This window comes from Clostridium sp. MCC328, from assembly GCF_018785465.1.
GTDB classification, from domain to species: domain Bacteria; phylum Bacillota; class Clostridia; order Lachnospirales; family Lachnospiraceae; genus Pilosibacter; species Pilosibacter fragilis.
On the sequence record NZ_WQPW01000054.1, the window covers coordinates 1 to 25,898 of the forward strand.

Here is a 25,898-nt window from a genome sequence, read left to right on the forward strand (position 1 = left end):
AAAGCAATATTCAGCTAAAATACAGTAACTATGTGGCTTTCAGCCACTTTCACGGCTGATCCGTGAATAATCTAGGTTTATTGCTGTTTTTGCAGATTTCCTTCTTGATTACGATACACAGGTAATTGGTCAGAATCTCGCAGAACGTCTTCAGAGCCCAAATGCGAATCACTGGTTTGGAACAGATGAGCTTGGGCGTGATATTTTCTGCAGAATCCTGTACGGAACAAGATTTTCATGTTCGGTAGGCCTGGTTGCCGTGACGATCGGTCTTGTTATCGGCGTAACGCTGGGAGCTATCGCAGGTTTCTTCGGAGGCTGGCTGGAAGAGTTGATCATGCGCTGTACCGATATTCTCGGAGCAGTTCCGAATATGCTTATGGCGATCGTTATTGTTTCTGTACTTGGACAGAGTATCTGGAACCTGATGCTTGCGGTTGGAATTACGAGTGTTCCCCAGTTTGTACGAATTACAAGAGCGGCTGTCCTTACTGTCCGGAACCAGGAATATGTGGAAGCATCGAAGGCAATTGGACTTAACAACCGAAAGATCATATTTAAACATATTCTTCCGAACTGCCTGTCTCCGATCATTGTTCAGGCAACGCTCCGGGTAGCATCCGCGATCATTTCTGCATCAAGCCTTAGCTTCCTGGGTCTTGGTGTTCCGGCTCCGTCTCCGGAGTGGGGAGCTCTTTTATCAGGAGGAAGAAAATATATCCGTGACTATTCTTATATGACATTGTTCCCGGGACTTGCGATCATGATTACGGTACTTGCACTGAATCTGATGGGTGATGGCCTTCGCGATGCCCTTGATCCCAAATTAAAGAAATAGGAGGGCGAATATGGCAGAGAATGTTCTTGAACTCAAAAATCTTCGTGTAAAATATGAACTGGAGGAAGATACCGTTGAGGCTGTAAACGGTGTCAATATCCAGCTGAAACAGGGAGAAACGCTTGGTCTTGTTGGAGAGACGGGTGCCGGTAAAACAACTACGGCATTATCTCTTTTAAGATTGATCGATTCTCCTCCGGGAGTTATGGAATGCGATAAAATGGAGATCTGCGGGGAAGATGTTCTTGGGATGAATGAATCCGAACTGGAGCATATCCGGGGAACACTCGTATCTATGATTTTCCAGGATCCGATGACTTCGCTGAACCCGGTATTTACCGTGGGACAGCAGATTGCAGAGAGTCTGCTTCGTCATGAAAAGGTGAATCGTGAAGAAGCCTGGAAGAAAGCGGAAGATATGCTGGAGCTTGTTGGAATTCCGAGAGAACGTGCGATTGAATATCCGCATCAGTTTTCCGGTGGAATGAAGCAGCGAGTTATTATTGCAATCGCCCTTGCCTGCAGTCCGAAATTGCTGATTGCGGATGAACCGACAACCGCATTGGATGTAACGATCCAGGCACAGATCCTTCACCTGATGAGAGAACTGAAAGAGAAAAAGAATACATCAGTGATCATGATCACCCATGATCTGGGTATCGTAGCAGAGACGTGTGACAGGGTGGCTGTTATGTATGCCGGAAAGATCATCGAGGAAGGAACCCTGGATGAAGTTTTCAATCATACACTCCATCCATATACAGAAGGTTTATTCAACTCATTACCAAATATTAAAAATAGAACGGCAAGACTTCGACCGATCCATGGTTTGATGCCGGATCCGACGGATCTTCCTGAAGGATGCGCGTTTGCTCCGAGATGTAACTATGCAACAGAGGCATGTAAAAAGAGAAGACCGGATCTTGTAACATTCACAGGAACACATAAGGCTGCCTGCCTTGCATATGAAGACAAAGATTTCCATATCGAGAGGGGGAAAAAGAATGGCTGATACGATTCTTGAAGTCAAAAATTTGAAAAAGTATTTTAAAACAGCCAGGGGAACCCTGCATGCGGTCGATGACGTGAGTTTTACGATCGAGAGGGGAAAGACGCTTGGAATTGTAGGAGAATCCGGCTGTGGTAAATCGACAACCGGTCGTGCGATCCTGAGATTATTAGAGCCGACATCCGGAAAGGTGGTCTTTGACGGAAAAGACATCACTTCTCTGAGTGCAGCTGAAATGAGAAAGATGAGAAGTGACATGCAGATCATCTTCCAGGATCCTTTTTCTTCATTGGACCCGAGAAAAACGGTCAGCCAGACGATCGCAGAGCCGATTATAGAGAACAAGATCCTGAAGGACAAAAAAGCAATTGAGGCACGCGTGAAGGAACTGATGGAAACGGTAGGTCTTGCGCAGCGTCTCGTCAATACATACCCGCATGAGCTTGATGGTGGAAGAAGACAGAGAATCGGAATTGCCAGAGCACTGGCGATGAACCCGAAATTTATTGTCTGCGATGAGCCGGTATCCGCACTGGATGTGTCCATTCAGGCACAGATTCTGAATCTTCTTCAGGATCTGAAAGAGCAGATGGGACTAACCTTTATTTTTATCACGCATGATCTCTCAGTTGTTAATCACTTTGCAGATGAGATTGCAGTTATGTATCTTGGTCAGCTGATCGAGAAGGCACCGACAGAGGAGCTTTTCGATCATCCGATCCATCCGTATACGCGGGCACTTCTCTCCGCGATTCCGATCCCGGAAGTTGGAATTAGCCGTCCGGAAAGAATCCTCTTAAAAGGCGAGATTAGTTCTCCGATCGATCCGCCGGATGAGTGCAGATTTGCAAAGCGATGTATTTATACCTGTGACCAGTGTCATCAGTCATGTCCGAAGCTTATGGAAGTCAGACCGGGTCATTTTGTTTCCTGTCATTTGTGGAAGGATTTTTTGAGTGAGTGAATATAGGAGGATGAAGCATGTATCAGGTATCAGAGCGGGTAAAAAAACAGTTTGAATATACAATGAGTATTCCGTGTGTAAAGGAAGCTATGAAATTTATACAGGAAGATGAGAGGAATACGATTGAAGAGCAGAAAGAACTGGTTCTCATAGAGGCTCCGACGGGGGAGGAAGAAAAACGCGCAGCGGTCATGATGGAAAAATTTAAAGCCCTCGGTCTTGAAAATGTTCACATTGACCGCGGTGGAAATGTTGTTGGCCTTCGAAGAGGAAGCGGCAAAGGACCGAAGGTATTGATCGAGGGTCATCTGGATACAGTCTTTCCATTTGGAACGGTACATGGTGTAGAGGAGAGAGACGGATTCCTCTACGCACCGGGAATCGGTGATGATACAAGAGCACTGGCAATGCTGTTGGGACTTTTAAGAGCATTGAATCAGAACGAGATCAAGACATTCGGAGACATTGTATTTGTGGCAACTACCCGCGAGGAAGGTATGGGCGGCCTCGGCGGAATGAAAGATTTCCTGAATGATAATGACGATATTGATATTTCACTCACAATTGATAACAATGACATGAGCGCACTGATCTTCGAGGCGACAAGCGGAGAAACCTACGAGGTCAACTTTTATGGTATCGGCGGTCATGCGTTTGGATCGTTTGGCGAGATGGCACAGCCGATCCATGCAGCAGCCAGAGCAGTTGCGAAGATCGCTGATTTTACAGTTCCATCAGATCCGAAGACAAGCTTCTGTGTCTCAAATTTCCACGGTGGAACTGCGGCCGGAGTGCATGCGATCGCATCGCAGGCAACCATCAAATTTAATTTCAGATCAAATTCACCGGAGGAGCTTGCAAAGCTTCGCACAAAAATCTTTGATGCGATCGAAGAAGCATGCCGGGAAGAAACAGAAAAATGGGGAAAAGATGAGATCACCTGGGATAAAAACCTGATCAGTCAGGTTCCGGGCGGAACTCAGGATTCCCATACACCACTGGTAGAATCCGCGTGGCTTGGTTTGAAGTCTCTGGATATTGAACCGGTATTCCATAAAGGCGGCTGCACAAATGCGAACGTAGCGGTTTCGAAAGGAATTCCATCGATCTGTCTTGGACGCGCGTTTGCACCGGATGAAAATAGAAAAAATATAATGAATCATAGTGTTCATGAAAAGTTTCCGATCACCGACTCATATAAGGCAGTTCAGCAGGCATTTATGGTATTGATGATGGCAGCAGGAATCGACGGGGAGACTAATTCTGTTGTGGAGGGAAAATAGATTATGAAGAAAATGACACTGATCGCTACAGGAGATGCGTTTATCACAAGAAGATTTCCGGAAGGCGGTTATGAAGGATTTGAGCAGGTCAGAGACGTGATCAGTCAGTATGATGTGAAATTTTCGAATCTGGAGATGACATTCCACAATGAGGAAGGATATCCGGCAGCATTTTCCGGAGGAACCTGGGCAATGGCAGATCCAAGAACCCTTGATGATATGAGATCGTTTGGTTTTAATCTGTTTAATACGGCAAATAATCATTCCTGCGACTACAGTCATGGAGGCGTTCTTGCGACGATCCGGAATCTCAAAGAGAGAGACATGATCTTTGCCGGAACAGGAAAAAATCTTTCCGAGGCATCAAAACCATGCTATCTGGAGACGAAAAACGGACGTGTCGCAATGATTGCGGTCTCTTCAAGCTTCCATGAGTCAGGAATGGCTGGTGGACAGAGCGCGGAATTGATCGGAAGACCTGGATTAAATCCGCTTCGTTATGAAACGATTTACCATGTCACGGAAGAGAATTATAAGAAAGCAGAAGAACTGGCGGCGCTTACAAAGATCAACGCAACGATGGAGCGGTCTGTAAAAAACGGATATAAGAATCCGCCGGCTTCCGGAACACTGCCCTTTGGAACATACAAATTTGTTCTGGATGAAAAAGACTGGATCGAGAGCGTTCCGTTCCCGGCTGATATGGAACGTGTCGAGAAGGAGATCATTGAGGCAAAAAAACAGGCAGATATCGTTCTTGTAAGCTTTCATGGTCATGAGACAGATGGGGAAGACACAACGGTTCCATCCATGTTCCTTGAGACATTTTCAAGAAGATGTGTGGATGCAGGAGCTGATGCGGTAATCGGACACGGACCGCATGAACTTCGCGGAATTGAGATCTATCACGGAGCGCCTATCTTCTACAGTCTGGGAAATTTCCTCTTTGAGACAGAAACTGTGGAAAAGCAGCCTTACGATGCATACATAAATAAAAAAATGCCGCTGGATACCAAGGTTGGTGCTTATATGGATGCCCGTAGTAAAAATGGCACGGCCGGATACGGAGTGCTTCCGGAGATCTGGTTATCCGTGATGGCGGGCTGGACCATGGAAGATGGACATTTAACAGAAATCAAACTGTATCCGATTTCTCTTGGAATGACAGAAAAAAGGCCGCAAAAAGGAGTTCCGGTGTTGACCGGTGATGAGAACGTACTGTCATACCTGGCAGAGCTTTCAAAACCTTATGGAACTGAGATGGAAATTAAAGACGGCGTAGGAACGATCAGACTTTAAAGAAGATAGAAGGTGAGCGGATATGGAAGAGAGAAAGCGTAAAATTCTGAGCGAAATTGACCGGGACAGGGAAGAACTTGAAGAATTATCCAGAAAGATCCACGATGATCCTGAATTGGGATTTGAGGAATTTCATGCGCTTAGCTATATCAGTGATGTATTGAAAAAGCACGGATACCGTGTTGAACAGGGATACGGAGGTCTGGAAACGTCGTTCCGGGCTGAAAAAGAAGGATCAAAACCGGGTCCGACCGTAGCCTTTCTGGCAGAGTATGATGCATTGAAAGGAGTTGGACACGGATGCGGCCATAATTTAATCGCAACGTGTTCAACGGGGGCTTTTCTGGGACTCGCTTCCGTGATGGAAGATCTCCCGGGAAAAGTATGTATCATAGGAACACCTGCGGAAGAAGGCGGTGCCGGAAAGGTAAAGCTTCTGAAAAATGGGGCGTTTGATGATGTTGACTTTGCCCTGATGATGCATCCGTCATCAGGTGGTTCAAATCTTGTAGGACGCGGAGGCCGGGCTGCCTGCTCTGTAAAAGTGCATTTTACCGGAAAAGGCGCACATTCTTCCGTACCTAAAAATGGAATCAATGCACTGAGCGCTGTCATTCATGTTTTCCAGCAGATCGATCTGATGCGTCCGACTTTTGACCCGCAGGATAACATCAATGGAATCATTTCGAATGGCGGAAGTGCGGCCAATGTAATTCCGGCATCAGCAGATTGTGAATTCTGTATCCGCGCGGATACCATGAAGAGAATCGAAGGGCTGATCGATGTAATAAAACTCTGTGTCAGAAACGCGGAACAGTTGACCGGAGCAAAAGCGGATATCAGCTGGGGTGAGATATCAGCGGAGCGTTATCCGAACCGGCCGATGTGTCAGGCATTTAAAGATAACATGGAGACATTGGGAATTGAGATGAAGTGGCCGGATCCGAAGGCACAGTACGGATCATCCGACATCGGCAATGTTTCTATAAAAATTCCGGCGATCCATGATTATCTGTCGATCACTGATGATAAAACGATTCAGGCTCATACGAAAGAGTACGCGGATGCTGCAAAAAGTGAAGAAGCTCAGGAAATCTGCCTGAAAGGTGCTAAGGGTCTTGCGATGACAGGATATGATATTTTGTCAAGCGATGAGTTTCAGGCGGAGATCCGTAGATTCCATGAACAGCAGATCCCGGATTTTTATAAAGAGAAGAAATCATAATTGTAACTGTTCAGTAGGTCTGCGCACTTGCTGCGCTGACCGTAAGAAAACATAGGCTGGAAGGCAAAAATCCCATCAGCGAAGCTGATCTGGAATGGATTTTTGCACGTAACTATGAAGGTACTGAATAGTTACTCATAATTAAGAAATACAGTGATCTGTATAGGAAACTCAAAAAGAATATTTGAATAAATCGATCAGAATCGATATAATCAATATGAAGACTGCGCACCTGTGTGAGAATCAGATCACCAGGTGCGCGCAGCGTAAAGGAGAGGAGTACCTATGAACAAAATCACAAATGCGTCAAGATTTCTTTTTGAGGAACTTGTATCCAGAATACAGGAACGTTCCAACGCAGTGGGAATCGCGGTTGCGATCGTTGACCGAAATGGAAAGACACAGTATGAAAAGTTTTTTGGATACCGGGATCAGGAGAGAAAATTGCCGATCGATGAGGATACGATCTTCGGGTTAGCGTCTGTCACGAAATCCTTTGTGGCTTTATCGATCATGCAGTTAGTCGAAGCCGGAAAAGTAGATCTGGATGATCTGGTGAGCAAATATATTCCGGAATTTACAAACCGCAATCAGAAACCGATAAAGGTATGGCACTTTTTATGTCACACAGCGGGCTTTTATCCGATGCACCGCACAATCATCAATGAGATCGCGCAGAAGGCAGGACTGGATGAGAATGAGACAGGGGATTTTGCGTTCTGTGAGAAGATCGCATTGGAAGGAACAAAGGCAGTCGCTGAGCTGCTGGATGCCCAGACAAAGGAAAACGGCGGTCTGATCGGAGATCCGGGAAACTACATGAGCTATTGCAATGATGGCTTTGGACTTTTGTCAGAGATCGTGCGTCGTGTCGGCGGGGAGAACAGCTTTGCGGAATATGTGAAAAAACATATTCTTGAGCCTCTTCATATGGAGCGGAGCAGCGGAGAGTATGTAAGACCGGCAGCGGATGCGAATGCGGCAGTTCTCTACAAAATGCAAAAGGGTGTCATGACCTCCGGCAGAGATTACCATGACAATGCATTTTCCCTCGGAGGAGCCGGTTCCCTGAAATCTACGCTTGCCGACATGAAAAAATACATCTGCATGTATCTGAATTACGGAAAGGGGATCGATGGAACAAGGATCCTCTCCCAGGAGGGTGTACGGACGATGTGCCGCCCAAGAATCGATTATCGCCCGGATAGCCATTATTGCTTTGGCCTTGCGCAGAAGAAGATGGATGACCTGACGGTTATGGAGCATGGCGGAAGCCTGCCGGGAGTTTCGTCGAATTTATCCTGGTCGTATGATGCCGGAGTGGGTGTTATGGTACTGTGCAACACGTCGGGCGTGCCGGTTAGCACGATCGCGGATGCAGCAATGCGGATGTATCATGGAAGAAATCCGATCGAGGACCGATTTGTTTACCAGGAGACGGAGTGGGATGCGGAAAAGAGAAAGGCGATGTGCGGCACCTTCCGTTCAGATGAAGATAACAATATCACGATCTTTGAAAAAGATGGAAATCTGGCAGTCAAAGAGGGAGAGACGCTTCTTCGATTTGTGCCGGTACAGGAATTTTTAGGGATTGTGCGAAATCCGGATAAGGATGGCTACGTTAGATTTTTTGAAAATGAGAATGGTGAGATCTTTGCAATCGGATACGGCGGAAGAATGCTGCCGAGAGTGAAAGACTGATTGGAGCAAGGTTTGAGTATGAAAAAATGCCGGGTGATCGGGAAGACCGATCATCCGGCATTTCGTGATTCTGATAGGAATATGTCAGCTTCGCTGACCAGAATCATGCGTAAAGTCTCACGGACGTTTCGACTTGAGTTTAACCGCCATACGGAATCCATGCAGTGCGTTTTATATGACGATCAATTAGTGGATAAAGCCTTCAGCCCACTTTTTAAAGTTTGCGAAGTCCTCTTCGTTCGGATGGGAGAGACCTTCCTGGTACGTATCGCGAAGAAGCTTTCCCTTTGCGTCCTCCGGGTCCTTTTCGAGCATTGCGGCAAATTTATCGGCGACTGCCGGCTGCATTTTCCCCTGGCAGACGAAGCCTGTCAGAACGGTGTTGTTTACGGGAATATTTGCCTCTGCCTGCTTTAAGATCGAGTGGATGTAATCAGGAGCGGCATATCCGGCTGTGCCGAAAAGAGCGATATTCGTATTCTGAAGGTTTTTTAAGAAGATCCGTGTCCTGTCATCACAGCTTCCTTTATCGGTCCAGAAACCGGCGAAGATAAGGTCCGCGCCAAGCTCCGGGGAGTAATGGGACGTATCACCGAAATAAACACAGTGCTCATGCGGAAGGATATCATGGAGACGATCTGCGAGTGCTGCAGTATTTCCGGTTTTACTGGAATAAACGATTGCATATTTCATTGGCATTTCCTCCACTTACTGTAATGATGCGGCAATTGCGTCTGCAAGTGCGTCAAGCTCAGCTTCCTGATCATTTTTCAGAGCTGATTTAATGGTTACATCTGCCTCGAGCACATGGATATTTTTCATTGTACCGAGGATTTCACCCATCTGCTTTGAGGTGGTTGCCGCCCAGGTTCCGTTCTGGATCAGGGCCGCGGTACGGTTTGTAAGACCGTGGGCCGCAAGCTGGTGGAGAAGCGTATCCATATTGCAGAAGATACCGCCATTGTAGGTGATAGATGCAAAGACCATCGCGGAGGTACGGAACGCGTCTGCAATGATGTAGGACGGATGGGTCTTGGAAACGTCAAAGACGGAAATATGGCGGATGCCGCGGTCAGCAAGCTTTCCGGCAAGGATATCGGCAGCCTTTTCCGTATGACCGTAAACAGAGCCGTAGGCGATCGTTACAGATTTCTCTTCCGGTGTATAGGAGCTCCATTTGAGGTATTTATCGATGAGCCATGGGAGATCTTCTCTCCAGATCACGCTGTGGAGCGGGCAGATCATCCGGATCTCGAGTCCGGCAGCCTTTTTTAAGAGACCCTGTACGGACATGCCGAATTTTCCAACGATATTTGTATAGTAACGTCTTGCCTCAGAGAGCCAGGCACCCTTATCGTCGATCTCGTCAGCAAAGATATTTCCGTCGACAGCGCCGAAGGAACCGAAGGCATCAGCGGAGAACAGGATCTTTTCTGTCTTTTCATAGGTAACCATAACCTCCGGCCAGTGTACCATCGGTGCCATCACGAAGGTAATCTCGTGGGAGCCAAGAGAGACGGTATCGCCCTCTTTTACCGGAATCGCGCGGCTGTCCATATCAAAATCAAAGAACTGTTTCATCATTCCCACAGCCTTTGCGGTGCATACGATCTTTGCCTCCGGGTAAGCGGCGATCACATCGGCGATGGAGGCGCAGTGGTCCGGCTCCATGTGGTTTACGATCAGATAGTCCAGAGTGCGGCCGTTTAAGGCGGCAGTCACATTTTCGAGAAAATCATGGGTGAAGGACGCATCCACGGTATCGAAGAGCGCTGTCTTCTCGTCCAGAAGAACGTAAGAGTTATAGGACATTCCTGTAGGAACCGGATAAACATTTTCAAAGAGAGCGATGCGGCGGTCGTTGACGCCGACCCAGAAGAGGGAATCTGTAAGCTTTCTTATGTTATTCATGTTAAAAACCTCCTGATATTAATATTGCTGTGGCGTTTTCCGAATCTGCCAGAACGAGAACGGTGAAATACCGGAAAGGTACTGGCTTCTGAAAGAGTCACAAAAGGTCGAAAAATAAAATCATCTGGACCTATATATTCCTATTATCGGCGAATTTTAACAATATAAAAGCAAATTCAGACAAGACAGAAATATTGACGCAGATATACTATTATTTTAAATGGAAAGCCTTTGGAAAGCAAGTAAAACCATCCTGTAAAATCTTAAAAAATTATTAAATACCAGTTGACAAGTGTGGGATGAAGTCATATAATTCATTTGAAATTGATATTCGTTATCAATACGACTGTTCCCACAAATGGTTTGGTGAGAGGTGATAGAAATGCTTACAGATGTAATTGTTTTGTTGCTGGTTGCCATGGCCGTGATCGGTGTGATAAAGAGCATCCGGAAACAGAAGAAGAGCGGTTCCTGCGGAGGTTGCTGCGGTTCCTGCTCCGGGTGTAGCGGATGCGGCAGTGTCCATTACGATACAGCTCCGAAAGCTCACAAAGCCTGAGCGGATGGGAGTGTAAATAGGAGGAAACATGATGCCAATGACATTTTTACGTGCCGGTGAGACCGGTATGATCCAGCGTGTCGGCGGAGCGGAGGATACAAAGAGATTCCTCGCGAATCTTGGCTTCGTGGACGGAGCGGCAGTGACAGTGATCTCTGAACTCAACGGAAACCTGATCGTAAACATCAAGGATTCCAGAGTAGCGATCAACAAGGAGATGGCAAAGCACGTTATGGTGCAGTAGCTGTGAAAAAAGACGGTGACTGTTCAGCAGTTTGCCTTATCCAGCAGGGAAGTGCAGACTGGGAAGAATGGGCAGTTATGGATGATGAAAGTTCAAGTGGGAGATTTCCCGCTTTGCTTTTTCCCCAATGGTTAGCATGCACTAATTAGCATCAGCTAATCGAAAACTTTTGGAAAAAATTCACAAAAGGCAGGGGAATGGATCCGGACCGCAGGAGCGGTTCACAAGGATAGAAAGGAGAAGACATGACATTACGTGAAGTTCCGGTACATACAACGGTTAAAGTTGTAAAGATCAACGGAGAGGGCGCATTCCGCCGCAGAATCATGGACATGGGCATTACCAAAAACAGCGAGATCTACGTTCGTAAAGTAGCGCCGCTCGGTGATCCGGTCGAGATCACGGTTCGTGGATATGAACTGTCTTTGAGAAGAGACGATGCGGAAAGTGTCGAAGTCGTTACAGTTTAATGGCGGGATAAATGTTTTGCCTAATGTGTATGCAAAGCATTGGCAAAACCCAGTTGCAGTCCGCCCAGAATGTGGACAGTGACAACACAAGTGCAGGAAAATAGGAGGATGAAAAATGGCTATTAAAATCGCATTAGCCGGCAACCCGAACTGTGGTAAGACGACCATGTTCAATGCCCTCACAGGCGCGAACCAGTATGTCGGAAACTGGCCGGGTGTAACTGTAGAGAAAAAAGAAGGTAAATTAAAATCTGCCAAGAGCGGTGAAGAGATCATCATCACAGACCTTCCGGGTGTTTACTCCCTTTCCCCGTACACACTGGAGGAAGTCGTAAGCCGTGATTACCTCGTTCACGAGAAACCGCAGGCGATCATCAATCTGGTAGACGCAACAAACATTGAGAGAAACTTATATCTGACGACTCAGATCCTCGAGATCGGTATTCCGGTTGTAATCGCGTTAAACATGGCTGATCTGCTTGCAAAGAGCGGGGATAAGATCGATGTGAAGAAGCTTTCCGAGATCTTCGGCTGTGAAGTCGTTGAAACCTCCGCATTAAAGGGCACAGGCCTTAAGGAGGTTGTCGAGAAGGCAATCGAGGCAGCGAAGAAGAACGAGTGGAAGAACCCGGCCGGCATCTTCTCCGGAAGCGTAGAAAACGCAATTGAGAAGGTTGAGGAGGCTGTCGGTGACGCTGTGGACGCAGACCAGAAGAGATGGTTCGCAATCAAGCTTCTTGAGAAGGACAGCAAGGTCATCGAGCAGTTACATCTTCCGGCATCCGCTATGGCAGCTGTTAACACAGAAGTTACACGTCTTGAGAAAGAGCAGGACGACGATACAGAGAGTATCATCACAGACGAGCGCTATACATACATCGGAAGCGTGATCGACAAAGCCGTTAATAAATCCGGCAAGAAGCTCTCCACCTCCGATAAGATCGATAAGATCGTTACAAACCGTATCTTGGGTATCCCGATCTTCGCGGCAGTGATGTGGTTCGTTTATTACATCTGCGTAAGCACACTTGGTACCATGGGTACAGACTGGGCAAATGATACATTCGGCGGCGGCATTCAGGAATGGGCAGGCGCGGCACTCGCGGCAGCAGGTGCAAGCGACTTCATCCAGAGTCTTGTAGTAGACGGTATTCTCGGCGGACTCTTCGCCGTATTCGGATTCCTGCCACAGATGGCACTCTTATTCTTAATGCTTTCCATCCTTGAGGACTGCGGATACATGGTACGTATCGCATTCGTCATGGACCGTGTGTTCCGTCACTTCGGACTTTCCGGTAAGAGCTTCATTCCGCTCCTTATCGCATCCGGCTGCGGTATCCCGGGTATCATGGCTTCCAAGACCATCGAAAATGATAACGACAGACGTCTTACCATTATGACGGCCACATTTATTCCGTGCGGCGCGAAGCTTCCGGTCATCGCTCTGTTAGGCGGTATCATGGTCGGCTGGACCTCCGGAGATTACTCCGATGCGGGAAATACAGCATTCTTAATGTATGCGTTAGGTATCGTCTGCGTTCTTGTAGCAGCGATCATGTTAAAGAAGACAAAACCGTTCTCCGGCGAGGCAGCTCCGTTCGTTATGGAGTTACCGGCATACCACATCCCGTCTGCCAAGACCGTTCTTATGCACACTTGGGAGCGTCTGTGGGGCTTCATTAAGAAAGCCGGAACGATCCTGTTCCTTGCCTGCGTGATCATGTGGATCCTCTCCACCTTCGGTTTCGAGAATGGTTCCTTCGGTATGGTAGAAGACACAGAGAACTGTCTCATGGCAATCCTCGGAAGCGCTCTTGCATGGATCTTCACTCCTCTCGGATGGGGCAAATGGCAGTGCGTTGCAGCGGCGATCTCCGGATTCTCCGCAAAAGAGGGTATCGTTTCCACAATGGGTGTCCTTGCAAATGTCAGCGAGGATCTCTCCGAGGAGACAGACGTTGTCGCAGCCGCGATCAGAGACTGGTTCCCGACAATGGCAGCAGCCTTCTCCTTCCTTGTATTCAACCTGTTAAACTCCCCGTGTCTGGCGGCTATTTCCACAATGGCCCAGCAGATGCAGTCCAGAAAGTGGTTCTGGTTTGCAATCATCTTCCAGAACGTATTCGCTTACTGTGTAGCACTGATGTTCTACCAGTTCGGACTTCTTATGGAAGGCGGTTCCTTCGGAATCGGCACAGCAGCAGCTGTTGTTGTTCTTCTCGGATTCCTCTATATGCTGTTCCGTCCGGATCCATATAAGAACCAGAAGAAGGCATCCCGCCGCTCTGTGGCAGCTTAATTTTAGCAGTATTACTTCATTATTCCATAGAAACTCTATAAAAGATCCAGGTCAGAGGCGGACATCGCTTCGTGGCCTGGATCTTTTCAGTTGGAAACCGCATAGCTTATAGAAGGAAGATTGCGAGAGCCGCGCCGGGGTCCGGACGGCCTTCGCGGATCAAAGGAGACAAAAACGATGGAAAATATCGGAAATATTATTCTTGGGATCATGATCCCGTTTGCGGGGACGACACTTGGAGCTGCGTGTGTATATTTTATGAAGAAGGGAATCCGTCAGAATGTGGAAAAAGGCCTTCTGGGCTTTGCGTCCGGTGTCATGGTGGCGGCATCCGTGTGGTCGCTTCTGATCCCGTCCATGAATCTTTCCGCGGATCTGGGACGCCTGGCGTTTCTGCCTGCGGTGACCGGATTCTTTTGCGGCATCCTGTTCCTGCTGTTCCTTGATGGACATGTGCCTCATCTTCACATCGGGTGCGACGAACCGGAAGGTCCGTCCTGTACGTTAAAAAAAAATACGATGCTTGTCCTTGCGGTGACCCTTCATAATATTCCGGAAGGAATGGCGGTCGGTGTCATGTTCGCGGGACTTCTTACGGCAAACAGCGGGATCACGTTAGCCGGTGCGTTTGCCCTGTCCGTCGGGATCGCGATCCAGAACTTCCCGGAGGGCGCGATCATTTCCCTCCCGCTTAAGGGTGAGGGAATGAGCAGCAACCGGGCATTCTTGTATGGAACGCTTTCCGGCGTTGTAGAGCCTGTCGCGGCGCTTTTGACCGTGCTGCTATACAGGGTCCTCGCTCCGGTCCTGCCGTATCTTCTCGCCTTCGCCGCAGGTGCCATGATGTACGTGGTCGTGGAGGAGCTGATCCCGGAGACTGCGGAGGGAGAGCACTCGAATATCGGGACCATCGGGTTTGCGGTCGGGTTTGCATTGATGATGATGCTTGATGTGGCACTTGGGTGATACAATATGGACGATTGAGCATCCCCGCGGAGCGTTTATCTCAGTCGGACCTGATTCCCACTGAGACGAGTTTGTTGTTACTCACTACCTGAAAGAGGTGAGAGTCTTCCCGGCTAAGATAATATTATAGGGAAGGGCGACGCCCCCTTGTCCTCTGTCCGGTGGAAAAAGGTCAGAAGAATAAAAAGAAAAGTGGATATTCCAGAGTCCATGATGTGACTCTGGAATATCCACTTTTTGTTTCCGTCAATCAGATTTTTCAACACGGATCAGTCAAATTGTCAAAATTACATCTATTATCGGGAATGTTTGCTTAATTAGAATCTCTTCCAGGTACCCCGATAGAAAAGCAGCAGCAGCGGGAAGAGCTCCAGACGTCCGGCAAGCATATCAAAGGTCAGGACAAGCTTGGAGAAGTTGGAGAAGAGCCCGAAGTTCTGGGCCGGGCCTACAAGTTCCAATCCCGGTCCGATGTTGTTTAAGGTCGCCGCGACGGCGGTAAAGTTTGTCACAAGATCGAAGTTGTCGATGCCGATGAGCAGCACGGAAATAGCGAAGATCAGGATGTATGCCGCCATGAAGACATTTACGGAACGGAGAACCACATGATCCACCGCGCGTCCCTCAAAATGGATCTTGCGGACCTGATTCGGATGGAGACTCTGGGAGAGCTCTTTTGTCAGGGACCGGAATAACAGCACGACACGGGACACCTTAATGCCGCCGCCGGTACTTCCCGCGCAGGCACCGATAAACATTAAGAGCACCAGGATCGTTTTCGGGATCGTTGGCCAGAGGTTAAAATCCACGGTGGCGAAGCCGGTGGTCGTGATGATGGAAGCAACCTGAAACGCGACATGGTGGAACGCGAGGAACAGGCTGTCGAAGAAATCCCGGACAAAAAACGTGATGACAAGGATCGACGCGGCAATGATCCCGAGGTACCATCGCGCCTCCTCGCAGCGCAGTGCTTCCTTCGGCTTTTTCATATAGAAGAGGAAGTACACGTTAAAGTTGATGCCAAAAAGGATCATAAACACGGTAACTACGCCCTGCAGGTAGGTGGAATAGCTTCCGAAGCTGTCATTCTTGATACCGAAACCTCCGGTTCCCGCGGTGCCGAAAACGGTACACAGGGAATCAAACACCGGCATCTGTCCCACAAGCAGGAGAACAAACTCCATAACCGTCAGGAACAGATAGAGTCCATAGAGGATCTTTGCGGTGGACTGCACCTTCGGGACCAGCTTTGTGACAGAGGGGCCCGGGCTCTCTGCTTTCATGAGGTTCATATGATAGCCGCTTCCGGTAAGAGGAAGCAGGCAGAGAAGGAACACGAGAACTCCCATACCGCCGATCCAGTGTGTAAAGCTCCTCCAGAACAGGATGCCGTGCTGAAGCGGTTCCACGGCGGGAAGAATACTGGCACCGGTCGTCGTAAATCCGGACACAGTCTCAAACAGGGCATCCACCGGATTTGTGATGGATCCGCTTAAGAGGAACGGGATGGAACCCATGATACTCATGACGATCCAGCTTAAGGCAACCGTCACAGAACCTTCCCTTGTGTAGAATACCTTGTTTTTCGGCTGCTTGCGGACAAGGATCACACCTGGGATCAGGCAGAGGACGATCGTGATGAAGAATGCCAGCGCGCAGCTTTCATGGTAGATCAGGGAGACTGCCAGGGATGGCACAAGAAGCGCCGCCTCCACGTCCAGAATCCAGCCGATAATATAAAAGATCATCGAATAATTCATGGAATCGCTCCTTTATGATTTTAAGATATCCCGGATATCACCGAGACCGCGGTTTGTGGTCACGAGAATCACGGTATCCCCGACCTTGATTATATTCTGACCACGGGGGGTGAGGATCTGACCGTTGCGGTTGATGCAGCAGATCAGAAGGTTGTCTTTTAAGTTTAAGTCCATAAGCGGCACATTCGTGACAGGGGAATCCTCTTTGATGGAGAACTCCAGTGCTTCGGCACGGCCGTCCAGGATCTTATACAGCGTTTCCACGTTGCAGCCGATGGTGTTCTGGCGGGCACGGACGTACTGTAGGATATAATCTGCCGTCAGGTACTTCGGGTAGATGATGCTGTCGATACCGAAGCTGTCGATCACGTCGTCAAAGGCGATCTTATTGACCTTCGCGATGAGCTTTGCGTTGGAGTGGAGCTTTCCGTAGAGGGCGAGGAAGATATTCTCCTCGTCAAGTCCGGTGAGGGCCACAAGGGAATCAGCGTAGGTCAGGCCTTCTTCCAGAAGAAGATCCCGATCACTTCCGTCCCCGTTTATGATGTCAGCGCCGGGAATCACCTCGCTTAAGTAATCACAGCGCTCTTTCCGCTGCTCGATGATCCGGACACGGAACCCGATCTTTAAGAGGTCCTGGGCCAGATAGTGGGCGATGGTGCCGCCGCCGATGATCAGGGAATTTTTTACGGATTTTGAGCGGAGACCGATCTTTTCAAAAAACTGAGCCGTATTTTCAAGAGATCCCACGATAGAGAGGATATCCGTATCCTGAAGGACAAAGCTTCCGTTCGGGATCACGACCTCGGATCCGCGCTCAACGGCACAGATCAGGACATCGCATTTTAACTGCCGCATGATATCCATGACAGTTTTTCCGCCGAACCCGATCTCCGGCTTTAAGCGGAAGCGGAGAAGCTCGACACGTCCTTTTGCGAAGGTGTCGATCTTGATGGCGGACGGGAATTTTAAGAGCTTTAAGATCTCTCTGGCCGCCGTCAGCTCCGGGTTGATGATCATGGAGAGTCCGAGCTTTTCCTGAATGAAACGGATCTCCTTATTATAGAGCGGGTTTCTTACGCGGGCGATGGTGTCACAGTGTCCGGTCTTCTTCGCCATCAGGCAGCAGAGGAGGTTTAATTCGTCCTCGCCGGTGACAGCGATAAAGAGGTCCGCGCTTTCCACACCGGCCTCCTGCTGGATATTGAAGCTGGCGCCGTTTCCAACGATTCCCAGGGCGTCAAACTGGTTGGAAAGATGTTCCACTTTCTGCGGATTCATATCGACCATAACGAGATCGTGGCCCTCGGCGCTTAAGCGCTCCGCAAGGCTCACGCCGACCTTTCCGCAGCCGACAATGATGATCTTCATATGTTTACTGGTCCTTTCAATTAATTATGCTTCCCAGCGTCCGGAAGCGCCGCACGGGAGTACGAGCCCGGAACCCGTAACGGGAAGTCCGATCTCCTCTGATCTCACGGTTCCGCCGAACTGCGGGACAACGGCTGTTCCGAGCATATAAGTCAGCACCGCCGGGGCAAGTCCGGTGGTGTAGGAGTTGATCAGGTAGAATAACGGCTTGTCGGAGAGGAGCTTTGCGCACAGCTTTACGAGCGGGTAGATCGCGTCCTCGATCTTCCAGATCTCGCCCTTCGGGCCCCTTCCATAGGAAGGCGGATCCATGATGATCGCGTCGTAGTGGTTTCCACGGCGGATCTCACGCTCTACGAATTTTACGCAGTCATCCACGATCCAGCGGATCGGCGCGTCCTCAAGGCCGCTGGACTTCGCGTTCTCCTTTGCCCAGGCGACCATGCCCTTGGAGGCGTCAACGTGGGTCACGGAAGCTCCGGCTTTCGCGGCTGCCAGTGTTGCTCCGCCGGTGTAGGCGAAGAGGTTTAAGACTTTGACCGGGCGTCCCGCGTTTTTGATCTTTTCGCCAAACCAGTCCCAGTTTGCCGCCTGTTCCGGGAAAAGACCGGTATGCTTAAAGCTGAAGGGCTTTAACTGGAAGGTCAGTCCTTTGTAGTTGATGCTCCACTGCTCCGGGAGACTGAAGAATTCCCACTCGCCGCCGCCTTTTGAGCTTCTGTGGTAGTGGCCGTTCATCTTTCTCCACTGTGGTGCCTTTTTATCGGTATCCCAGATAACCTGGGGATCCGGACGGACCAGAATATATTTTCCCCAACGCTCCAGCTTTTCACCGCCGGAACAGTCGATGACCTCATAGTCCTTCCATCCATCTGCTATCCACATAATTGTATTCCATCTCTTTCTTTAGACTTTTTTGCGTAAAACGGATCAGGGGCATAAAATACCTATGATATACCAGTATAATAGATTCGGGGGATACTGTCAAATAGGAGTGGGGATGGAATGCGGGATGTTGGCGGAAATATGGGGAACATGAACGGAAAATGTGTCTTTCTGTGGCGGGAATGCGGCAGAACTGTGGTGGGGACTTAAGAGAATTGACAGGTATTTTCGGTTGAATAATCAGGGAGTTACTGGTAAAATAAAATCAGATGTATTGCGAAATGAAAAATACGGCCGGAAGGCAGAAATCCCATCGGCGAAGCTGATCCGGAATGGATGTTGGCGATAGTTATGCGCCTTTTGGGGTACAGGAAGGAGACGGAGCGAGTGAAGAAAAAAGGGTTAAGAATACTGGCAGCAGCGGCGGTCCTGACTTTCGGATGTCTGACGATGAACGCCTACGCAGCGGAAGGCTGGGCGCTTTCCAATAATATATGGACGTATCTTGATAAAAACGGAAACCGCGTGACAAACGAGTGGAAAAAGGGCGCGGACAACCTCTGGAGATATTTGAACAGCAGCGGCGAGATGGCGGTCAACAGCTGGGCAGACAATGATTACTATGTGGATTCCAACGGAATCATGGTGTCAAATAAATGGATGCAGCTGGCTTCCCCGTACAGCAGGGATAATGGGACGACATACTGGTTCTATTTCGGTTCCAGCGGAAAAGTCACGAAGGACAGCTGGAAGAAGATCGACGGAAAGAGTTATCTCTTTGATTCCGACGGAATTATGCAGACCGGATGGTCCGAGGATGGGGATTACTATTTAAGCTCCAACGGCGCTATGGCCACCGGCTGGAAGTATCTGGAGCCGAAGGATGAGGATAAGGATCTCTACGGACCGGAGAGCGACGACGGAAAATACTGGTTCTACTTCTCTGCGAGCGGAAAGAAGAACAGCCCGTCGACGAGCAGTAACGGCGGCGATTATAAGGTGATGAAGATCGATGGCAAATATTACTGCTTCGACGAGGACGGACGGATGCAGACCGGATGGGTGTATTTAGAAGGTGACCCGGAGAATGCAAGTAAGGACACGATCGAGAACTGGAGATATTTTGCGGAGAGTGGGATCCAGAACGCGACTCTCGGTGCGTCGATCACCGGATGGCTCTCCTTAAATCCGCCGGAACAGCTCCAGGATAATGTGGATGAGCCGGTTGTCTGGTACTATTTCGAGAAAGATGGAACACCGAAGACAGGTCCGAAGGACGGAAAAGCGTCCACAAGTGACTTTGTCAAGATCAACGGAAAGACATATCTCTTTGACCAGAAGGGAAATCCAGTGAAGGGATTAAAGAAGATACAGATCGGATCGACAGGAGAGTACACCTCCTATTACTTTGACGCATCCTCCAGAATTTCCGTAAAGGGAAAGATGACGGTGGAGGAAGGTGATGGAAATAAGACGACCTTCTACTTTAATGAGGGAACCTACGCGGGACGCGGTGTCAGCGGTGTGAAGAATGGCTATCTCTATTATATGGGTAAGCTTCAGGAAGCGGACAGCTCCAGCCGTTACGCATTGATCAGTATCCCGAATGGAAGCAACGGATACCAGACTTACGTTGTAAACTCCTCCGGACGTATCTCAAAGAATACGACGGTGAAGGACCGCGACGGAAACAAGTTTAAGGTAAATTCCAGCGGAATTTTGACTCAGATCAACGATGAGACGGCGAGCACGAAAGAAGAATACGGTGAGCCGACAGAACCAGTATTTGAGAATGATTGATGTGGATCTTGGATAAATGATAAAGGAGTTTTTGAAGGACCAGGGGCAGAGATGTTCCTGGTCTTTTATGTTAGCTGCCATGTATCCAGGAAACTTCCGGCAGCAGGATCTGCGCAGAGAACTTTTACATATGATGGTTAAATAAAAAGAGGATTCCGACTGCAAATACAGACAGTCAGAAATCCTCAGTTTTTTAGTGCGTTTAAACTTCCTCGCCGTTGATCAGGACATGCTGGATCACACCTGTCACATCAAACGGGCAGCCGTCAACAATGACAACATCGGCGTCTTTTCCTTCTTCCAGAGAACCGACACGGTCAGCGATGCCAATGTGCTCAGCCGGGTTGATGGTTACGGCGCGGAGTGCGTCATATTCGTCCATTCCGGCTTTGATGGCGAGCCCTGCGCAGAGCGGCAGGTAGTGGAGCGGAGTTACCGGCGCGTCTGTGATGATGGAGACATGACATCCGGCTTTTGCGAGAATGCCCGGTGTCTCCCAGGTCTTATTCTGGAGCTCAAATTTGGAGGCATGTCCGAAGGTCGGACCTACCGCGAGCGGGAGATTCTCCTTCGCGAGTTCATCCACGATCATATGGCCCTCTGTCACGTGCTCCAGAGTCAGGCCGACACCGAATTCCTTCGCGATACGGATCGCGGTGAAGATATCGTTTGCCTGATGGGCATGAGCCTTTAACGGGATCTCACGGTTTAATACCGGGATCAGAGCTTCGGACTTCTGGTCGTAAGCCGGAAGCTTGGAGGCGTCATCACCGGCCGCCTCGATCTTTGCCTTGTAAACCTTCGCTTTATTTAAAGCCTCGCGGATCTTTGCGGCATTTGTCATACGGCTGGAGATTCCCTGTTTCTGGTAGCAGCGTTTCGGGTTTTCACCGAAAGCGCATTTCATAGCGATCGGGAATTTTACGATCATATTGTCAACACGGGTTCCAACCGGTTTGATAGCAGCGAAGGTTCCGCCAATGGAGTTGGAGCTGCCTGGACCGGTTGCGAAGCAGGTAACACCGGCTTTCGCGGCCATCTCCATACACGGGTCAAACGGGTTGATTCCGTCGATCGCCTGTACCTGTGGAGTTACCGGGTCATTCAGTTCATTGTAGTCATGTCCCTCGTAGCCGATCCCGTAGCCGTCAAGACCGATATGGCAGTGGGCCTCAACAAATCCCGGATAAACATGGAGTCCGGTAGCGTCAATAACCTCAGCGCCGTCAGCAGAGAGACCTTTTCCGATCTTCACGATCTTTCCGCCGTCGATCAGGATGTCAGCGATAAAAGTTTCCTTTGATACCGCTGTGTGAAGTGTTCCGTTCTTGATACAAATCATGGGAATTCCTCCTCTTTTCAAATCATAACTCTATCATACATGAATTGCGAGAATATTTCAAGGATTCTTTCTGTACAGTAGTTAAAAATAAGTTACGATTCACGCTTTGCGCAAACAGTAATAAAAAAAAGGAACTATTTCATCTTAAAAGATGAAAAGTTCCTTATATTTGAGTTATGAAACTACATTCACCGGTGTTCCCTCAAGGAATCCCTTTACATTTCCGGCAAGGATGGAAACGAGACGCTGTCTTGTCTCAAGTCCCTTCCAGCCCATATGCGGGGTGAGGATCACGTTGTCGAGGGTGTAGAGCGGGTTGTCGGCTTTCGGCGGCTCAACCTCCTGGACGTCGAGGCCTGCGCCTGCAATCTGGTGCTTTTCAAGCGCTTCGATCAGAGCCGGCTCATCGATGAGAGCACCGCGGGAGGTGTTGATCAGGAAGGCGGTCGGCTTCATCAGCGCAAGAGTCTCTTTATTGATCAGATGCTTTGTCTGCGGAGTTAACGGGCAGTGCAGGGAAACATAGTCACTGTTCTTTAAGACAGTCTCAAGATCCACATAGCGGATGCCGTCTTCGTCGGCTCTCGGTGTTCTTGTATACACGAGAATGTCCATATCAAGAGCTTTTGCAATCTTCATAACAGTCTTTCCGATATGTCCGGCACCGATGATTCCTAAAGTCTTTCCGTTTACCTCAACGTGCGGAACCTGGAGATTTTTCGTAAAGTTATCATGGTTTCCGTTTGCCAGCATTTTCATCTGGACCTGCATGGTGGAGCTTAAATTTAAGATCATCATGACCGCCGTGTGGGCTACGCGCTCGGAGCTGTATGCCGGGATATTGCAGACGGTGATTCCCTTCTCCCTTGCGGCATCAAGATCCAGATTGTTGTATCCGGTACCAGCCTCACAGATCAGCTTTACGGAAGCCGGAAATTTGCGGATCAGGTCACCGTTTACCGGCATCTCCTTTGTGACGATAATATCGGCTCCCTCAATGCGCTCTAAGAGCTGTTCCGGTGTGGTATCATCGTAGACGGTCACGTCGGAAGAGAGAACAGAAAAGTCGAGATTTCCGTCAAAGTTCATTTTTTTTGCGTTTAATACAACGGTCTTGTCACTCATGGGTAAATCCTCCTGAGAATAGTAATAGTTCGTGATTAGCGGACATGTTTATTATAGCGCTCTTGAAACAAAGTAACAATAGAGATTTTGACCATCGTTTTAGTATTGTCGTGGCCTGATGGGGATTCCGACGGCTTTATCCGTCTGAAACTTGTGTGCCCAAGAGCGATACTTCCAGAAGAACTTAAACGGGCCTGTGAGACAGTGAGTGGGAAATATGCCACTGCCTAAGTGCTGGAAATTAGCGGGAAGCTACTTGCGCTGTCCTGATTTCGGAAGTATACTTATGCCATAATATTTGAAATGGATGGAATCATATGCTTGGATTAAAACCGGTAAAACTGATGCCTGCGAGGGAGCGGGTTGCTTCGGCGCTCAGAAAGGCAATTATATCGAGACAGATTAAGGAAGGCGAGACGCTGGCGCTCGAGGCGACGGCTCAGGAGCTTGGGGTGTCGATCACTCCGGTGCGGGAGGCGTTTCAGATCCTCGCTAGGGATGGGCTTTTAGAGCTGAAACAGAATAAAGGAGCCACCGTTTTAGGGGTTACGGAAAAGACGCTGCGGGATCACTATCAGATCCGGGCAGTGCTTGAAGGGTACGCCTGTGTGCTCTGCGTGGAAACCGGGGCAGATCTCTCTGCCCTGCAAAACTGTCTGAAGGCATCGGAGGAGATGCTCGCTTCCGGAGACAGCAGCAGATATTCGGATATGAACCAGTCGTTCCATTACGAGATCTGGAATGCGTCGGGGAATGAGAAGCTTGTGACAATGCTCTCAGAACTCTGGAACGGACTTTCCATGGGAGTCCAGATGACGGAGATGGAGTACGCGAAGAAATCGTTTGTGGAACATAAGGAAATTTATGAGGCAATCGCGGCGAAGGACGCGGAGACCGCGAGAGCGCGGATGGAGAAACATATCAGGAGAAGCCTGGATGATATGCTGACGCGGTACAGAGAGTAAATACGATTTATCTATAATGCACAAAAACATAAGCTACAAATTAGACAGTATGATGAAAAAGTAAAATTGGTATTGACTTTTTCATCATACTGTTTTATTTTAAATACATAAATTGTATACATGATAAAAAATAAAATATCAAACACAAGAAATCAACATGCAGACGAAAATCAAATGACTGCCGGAAGTCAAAATTAAAGCACGTACAGTCAAAAATTTTAAGGAGGTTATATGATGAACAGAGAGGAGCAGGTGGAGAAGCTTACCACATATATCGCCCATTTTACGGACTATATCGGAAAGCATCTCCCGGACGATGTAAAGGCAAAAATTTCAGAATTAGCAGAGGCGGAGACAAACCCGCTTGCAAAGTCCATTTATGAGACAATGAACTTAAACCAGAGATTAGCCTCTGAGTTAAACAGACCGAGCTGCCAGGATACCGGCGTGATCCAGTTCTGGGTAAAATGCGGAACAAAGTTCCCGCTGATCGATGATCTGGAAGTTCTTTTAAAGGAAGCGGTTGTCCGTGCGACTGTGGATGCCCCGCTCCGCCACAACAGTGTCGAGACTTTTGATGAGTACAACACCGGAAAGAACGTCGGAAAAGGAACACCGACCGTATTCTGGGATATCGTCCCGAACAGCGACCAGTGTGAGATCTATGTCTACATGGCAGGCGGCGGATGCACACTTCCTGGAAAGGCGATGGTTTTAATGCCAGGTGCCGGATATGAAGGAGTCGCGAAATTCGTCCTTGACGTTATGACAAGCTATGGCTTAAACGCATGTCCTCCGCTTCTTGTTGGCGTCGGCGTCGCAACATCTGTCGAGACCGCAGCACTTCTTTCCAAGAAAGCACTGATGCGTCCGATCGGAAGCCACAATGAGAATGAGCGCGCCGCAAAGATGGAAGCACTTCTTGAAAAAGGTATCAATGATATCGGTCTCGGACCGCAGGGAATGGGCGGAAAAGCATCCGTCATGGGGGTCAATATCGAAAACACCGCAAGACATCCATCTGCAATCGGTGTGGCAGTAAACGTTGGCTGCTGGTCCCACCGCCGCGGACACATTATCTTTGATAAAGACTTAAATTACACGATCACAACACATTCGGAGGTGACTTTATAATGGTTGAGGTAAAGAACGGAAAAAAAATTCTGACAACACCGATCAGCGCTGAGGATCTGGAAGGAATCCATGTCGGTGATATCGTATATTTAAACGGAAGCATGACGACCTGCCGTGATGTGGCACACCGCCGTCTCGTGGAAGAGCACAGGGAACTTCCGGTGGATGTAAAAGACGCGGCGATCTTCCACGCAGGCCCGATCATCCGCCCGCTTCCAGATGACAAATTTGAGATGGTCTCCATTGGACCGACAACGAGCATGAGAATGGAAAAGTTCGAGAAGGAATTTGTGGAGCAGACAGGCGTCCGCGTGATCATCGGAAAAGGCGGCATGGGCCCGAATACAGAGTACGCATGCAAGAATTTCAAGGCGATTCACTGCGTATTCCCGGCCGGATGTGCTGTTGTTGCCGCAACCCATGTTGAGCAGATCGTGGAAGCACAGTGGAGAGACCTCGGAATGCCGGAGACCTTATGGCACTGTGATGTGAAGGAACTTGGACCGTTAATCGTCTCCATTGATCCGGACGGAAGAAATCTCTTTGAGGAAAACAAGGTCACATTTAACGAGAGAAAAGATAAAGCGTTAGAGGAGATCTATCCGCAGGTAAGTTTTATCAAATAAAGATAACAATATAATAAGTTTTGGGGGAGTACATCATGGATAATAAATTAACCTGTTGTGCTAGATAAAATAATATAAAGAAACTTCAACAAAATGTGCTATCCTATTTGTAGGCAATACAA

23 protein-coding genes are annotated in these 25,898 nt (G+C 48.7%); 16 read left to right on the forward strand and 7 right to left on the reverse strand.

Going from position 1 to position 25,898, the window contains the following annotated elements:
* Window positions 1-259: 259 nt before the first annotated feature.
* From GPK83_RS09305 to GPK83_RS09335, 7 genes are all read left to right on the forward strand, one after another.
* Window positions 260-838 carry an ABC transporter permease gene (locus tag GPK83_RS09305; protein ID WP_345941793.1) on the forward strand — a complete coding sequence of 193 codons (579 nt, stop codon included), beginning with the start codon at window positions 260-262 and terminating at the stop codon, window positions 836-838.
* A 10-nt stretch (window positions 839-848) separates the two neighbouring features.
* The gene (locus tag GPK83_RS09310) at window positions 849-1,850 is read left to right on the forward strand and encodes an ABC transporter ATP-binding protein (RefSeq protein WP_117485130.1); all 1,002 of its coding nucleotides are present in this window, start codon (window positions 849-851) and stop codon (window positions 1,848-1,850) included.
* A complete protein-coding gene (locus tag GPK83_RS09315) occupies window positions 1,843-2,811 on the forward strand; it encodes an ABC transporter ATP-binding protein (protein ID WP_117485128.1) in 969 nt (322 codons plus the stop codon). The genes GPK83_RS09310 and GPK83_RS09315 overlap by 8 nt, the downstream gene beginning before the upstream one ends.
* A 17-nt stretch (window positions 2,812-2,828) precedes the next feature.
* On the forward strand, window positions 2,829-4,094 hold the full coding sequence (locus tag GPK83_RS09320; protein ID WP_117472207.1) for a M20/M25/M40 family metallo-hydrolase: 1,266 nt from the start codon (window positions 2,829-2,831) through the stop codon (window positions 4,092-4,094).
* Window positions 4,095-4,097: 3 nt separating this feature from the next.
* Window positions 4,098-5,393, forward strand: a complete 1,296-nt coding sequence (locus tag GPK83_RS09325) for a CapA family protein (RefSeq protein ID WP_215704618.1) — start codon at window positions 4,098-4,100, stop codon at window positions 5,391-5,393.
* A 22-nt stretch (window positions 5,394-5,415) separates the two neighbouring features.
* Window positions 5,416-6,618, forward strand: coding sequence for a M20 family metallopeptidase (locus tag GPK83_RS09330; RefSeq protein WP_177968141.1), 1,203 nt, complete (start codon window positions 5,416-5,418; stop codon window positions 6,616-6,618).
* Window positions 6,619-6,903: 285 nt separating this feature from the next.
* A complete protein-coding gene (locus tag GPK83_RS09335) occupies window positions 6,904-8,319 on the forward strand; it encodes a serine hydrolase domain-containing protein (protein ID WP_215704619.1) in 1,416 nt (471 codons plus the stop codon).
* Window positions 8,320-8,505: 186 nt separating this feature from the next.
* Here GPK83_RS09335 and bilS read toward each other — a convergent pair whose 3' ends face one another.
* Window positions 8,506-9,012, reverse strand: a complete 507-nt coding sequence (gene bilS, locus GPK83_RS09340) for a flavodoxin family protein BilS (protein ID WP_015552723.1) — start codon at window positions 9,010-9,012, stop codon at window positions 8,506-8,508.
* Window positions 9,013-9,027: 15 nt separating this feature from the next.
* Complete coding sequence (locus GPK83_RS09345; protein WP_215704620.1) at window positions 9,028-10,230, reverse strand: FprA family A-type flavoprotein; 1,203 nt, start codon at window positions 10,228-10,230, stop codon at window positions 9,028-9,030.
* Between the two features lie 382 nt (window positions 10,231-10,612).
* Between GPK83_RS09345 and GPK83_RS09350 the strand changes: the two genes are divergently transcribed.
* The 5 genes from GPK83_RS09350 (at window position 10,613) to GPK83_RS09370 (ending at window position 14,768) form a co-directional block, all read left to right on the forward strand.
* On the forward strand, window positions 10,613-10,789 hold the full coding sequence (locus GPK83_RS09350; protein WP_015552721.1) for a FeoB-associated Cys-rich membrane protein: 177 nt from the start codon (window positions 10,613-10,615) through the stop codon (window positions 10,787-10,789).
* A gap of 31 nt (window positions 10,790-10,820) precedes the next feature.
* Entirely contained in the window at window positions 10,821-11,033 is a 213-nt protein-coding gene (locus GPK83_RS09355; protein WP_021905207.1) for a FeoA family protein, read from the forward strand.
* Between the two features lie 245 nt (window positions 11,034-11,278).
* Window positions 11,279-11,503: a ferrous iron transport protein A gene (locus tag GPK83_RS09360; RefSeq protein ID WP_015552719.1), complete on the forward strand. Its 225-nt coding sequence runs from the start codon at window positions 11,279-11,281 to the stop codon at window positions 11,501-11,503.
* Between the two features lie 115 nt (window positions 11,504-11,618).
* Window positions 11,619-13,802 (forward strand): ferrous iron transport protein B, encoded by a 2,184-nt coding sequence (gene feoB / locus GPK83_RS09365; protein ID WP_215704621.1) that lies wholly within the window; start codon window positions 11,619-11,621, stop codon window positions 13,800-13,802.
* A 177-nt stretch (window positions 13,803-13,979) separates the two neighbouring features.
* Window positions 13,980-14,768, forward strand: coding sequence for a ZIP family metal transporter (locus GPK83_RS09370; protein WP_118299152.1), 789 nt, complete (start codon window positions 13,980-13,982; stop codon window positions 14,766-14,768).
* 317 nt (window positions 14,769-15,085) lie between these two features.
* Here the strand turns inward: GPK83_RS09370 and GPK83_RS09375 are convergent, their stop codons facing one another.
* The 3 genes from GPK83_RS09375 to GPK83_RS09385 are packed head-to-tail and all read right to left on the reverse strand — an operon-like array spanning window position 15,086 to window position 18,784.
* The gene (locus GPK83_RS09375) at window positions 15,086-16,528 is read right to left on the reverse strand and encodes a TrkH family potassium uptake protein (RefSeq protein WP_117552794.1); all 1,443 of its coding nucleotides are present in this window, start codon (window positions 16,526-16,528) and stop codon (window positions 15,086-15,088) included.
* Between the two features lie 12 nt (window positions 16,529-16,540).
* A complete protein-coding gene (gene trkA / locus GPK83_RS09380) occupies window positions 16,541-17,899 on the reverse strand; it encodes a Trk system potassium transporter TrkA (RefSeq protein WP_215704622.1) in 1,359 nt (452 codons plus the stop codon).
* 24 nt (window positions 17,900-17,923) lie between these two features.
* Window positions 17,924-18,784 carry a class I SAM-dependent methyltransferase gene (locus tag GPK83_RS09385; protein WP_117472219.1) on the reverse strand — a complete coding sequence of 287 codons (861 nt, stop codon included), beginning with the start codon at window positions 18,782-18,784 and terminating at the stop codon, window positions 17,924-17,926.
* A gap of 387 nt (window positions 18,785-19,171) precedes the next feature.
* Between GPK83_RS09385 and GPK83_RS09390 the strand changes: the two genes are divergently transcribed.
* On the forward strand, window positions 19,172-20,584 hold the full coding sequence (locus tag GPK83_RS09390; protein ID WP_215704623.1) for a cell wall-binding protein: 1,413 nt from the start codon (window positions 19,172-19,174) through the stop codon (window positions 20,582-20,584).
* 202 nt (window positions 20,585-20,786) lie between these two features.
* On the opposite strand, the gene GPK83_RS09395 is transcribed toward GPK83_RS09390, so the two are convergent.
* Entirely contained in the window at window positions 20,787-21,926 is a 1,140-nt protein-coding gene (locus tag GPK83_RS09395) for an amidohydrolase (protein ID WP_215704624.1), read from the reverse strand.
* A 174-nt stretch (window positions 21,927-22,100) separates the two neighbouring features.
* A complete protein-coding gene (locus GPK83_RS09400; RefSeq protein ID WP_215704625.1) occupies window positions 22,101-23,051 on the reverse strand; it encodes an NAD(P)-dependent oxidoreductase in 951 nt (316 codons plus the stop codon).
* A 317-nt stretch (window positions 23,052-23,368) separates the two neighbouring features.
* On the opposite strand from GPK83_RS09400, the gene GPK83_RS09405 reads away from it, so the two are divergent.
* The 3 genes from GPK83_RS09405 to ttdB all read left to right on the forward strand — a co-directional run bounded on the left by GPK83_RS09405 (window position 23,369) and on the right by ttdB (window position 25,776).
* Window positions 23,369-24,016: a GntR family transcriptional regulator gene (locus GPK83_RS09405; RefSeq protein WP_215704626.1), complete on the forward strand. Its 648-nt coding sequence runs from the start codon at window positions 23,369-23,371 to the stop codon at window positions 24,014-24,016.
* A gap of 231 nt (window positions 24,017-24,247) precedes the next feature.
* Complete coding sequence (gene ttdA, locus GPK83_RS09410; protein WP_345941794.1) at window positions 24,248-25,150, forward strand: L(+)-tartrate dehydratase subunit alpha; 903 nt, start codon at window positions 24,248-24,250, stop codon at window positions 25,148-25,150.
* Complete coding sequence (gene ttdB / locus GPK83_RS09415) at window positions 25,150-25,776, forward strand: L(+)-tartrate dehydratase subunit beta (protein ID WP_215704627.1); 627 nt, start codon at window positions 25,150-25,152, stop codon at window positions 25,774-25,776. The genes ttdA and ttdB overlap by 1 nt, the downstream gene beginning before the upstream one ends.
* Window positions 25,777-25,898: the final 122 nt, after the last annotated feature.

Excerpts from the sequence above, each read along its gene's own strand:
- GPK83_RS09310 (WP_117485130.1), top strand. The coding sequence starts at position 849 with ATGGCAGAGAATGTTCTTGAACTCAAAAATCTTCGTGTAAAATATGAA.
- GPK83_RS09315 (WP_117485128.1), top strand. The coding sequence starts at position 1,843 with ATGGCTGATACGATTCTTGAAGTCAAAAATTTGAAAAAGTATTTTAAA.
- GPK83_RS09320 (WP_117472207.1), top strand. The coding sequence starts at position 2,829 with ATGTATCAGGTATCAGAGCGGGTAAAAAAACAGTTTGAATATACAATG.
- GPK83_RS09325 (WP_215704618.1), top strand. The coding sequence starts at position 4,098 with ATGAAGAAAATGACACTGATCGCTACAGGAGATGCGTTTATCACAAGA.
- GPK83_RS09330 (WP_177968141.1), top strand. The coding sequence starts at position 5,416 with ATGGAAGAGAGAAAGCGTAAAATTCTGAGCGAAATTGACCGGGACAGG.
- GPK83_RS09335 (WP_215704619.1), top strand. The coding sequence starts at position 6,904 with ATGAACAAAATCACAAATGCGTCAAGATTTCTTTTTGAGGAACTTGTA.
- bilS (WP_015552723.1), bottom strand. The coding sequence starts at position 9,012 with ATGAAATATGCAATCGTTTATTCCAGTAAAACCGGAAATACTGCAGCA.
- GPK83_RS09345 (WP_215704620.1), bottom strand. The coding sequence starts at position 10,230 with ATGAATAACATAAGAAAGCTTACAGATTCCCTCTTCTGGGTCGGCGTC.
- GPK83_RS09350 (WP_015552721.1), top strand. The coding sequence starts at position 10,613 with ATGCTTACAGATGTAATTGTTTTGTTGCTGGTTGCCATGGCCGTGATC.
- GPK83_RS09355 (WP_021905207.1), top strand. The coding sequence starts at position 10,821 with ATGCCAATGACATTTTTACGTGCCGGTGAGACCGGTATGATCCAGCGT.
- GPK83_RS09360 (WP_015552719.1), top strand. The coding sequence starts at position 11,279 with ATGACATTACGTGAAGTTCCGGTACATACAACGGTTAAAGTTGTAAAG.
- feoB (WP_215704621.1), top strand. The coding sequence starts at position 11,619 with ATGGCTATTAAAATCGCATTAGCCGGCAACCCGAACTGTGGTAAGACG.
- GPK83_RS09370 (WP_118299152.1), top strand. The coding sequence starts at position 13,980 with ATGGAAAATATCGGAAATATTATTCTTGGGATCATGATCCCGTTTGCG.
- GPK83_RS09375 (WP_117552794.1), bottom strand. The coding sequence starts at position 16,528 with ATGAATTATTCGATGATCTTTTATATTATCGGCTGGATTCTGGACGTG.
- trkA (WP_215704622.1), bottom strand. The coding sequence starts at position 17,899 with ATGAAGATCATCATTGTCGGCTGCGGAAAGGTCGGCGTGAGCCTTGCG.
- GPK83_RS09385 (WP_117472219.1), bottom strand. The coding sequence starts at position 18,784 with ATGTGGATAGCAGATGGATGGAAGGACTATGAGGTCATCGACTGTTCC.
- GPK83_RS09395 (WP_215704624.1), bottom strand. The coding sequence starts at position 21,926 with ATGATTTGTATCAAGAACGGAACACTTCACACAGCGGTATCAAAGGAA.
- GPK83_RS09400 (WP_215704625.1), bottom strand. The coding sequence starts at position 23,051 with ATGAGTGACAAGACCGTTGTATTAAACGCAAAAAAAATGAACTTTGAC.
- GPK83_RS09405 (WP_215704626.1), top strand. The coding sequence starts at position 23,369 with ATGCTTGGATTAAAACCGGTAAAACTGATGCCTGCGAGGGAGCGGGTT.
- ttdA (WP_345941794.1), top strand. The coding sequence starts at position 24,248 with ATGATGAACAGAGAGGAGCAGGTGGAGAAGCTTACCACATATATCGCC.
- ttdB (WP_215704627.1), top strand. The coding sequence starts at position 25,150 with ATGGTTGAGGTAAAGAACGGAAAAAAAATTCTGACAACACCGATCAGC.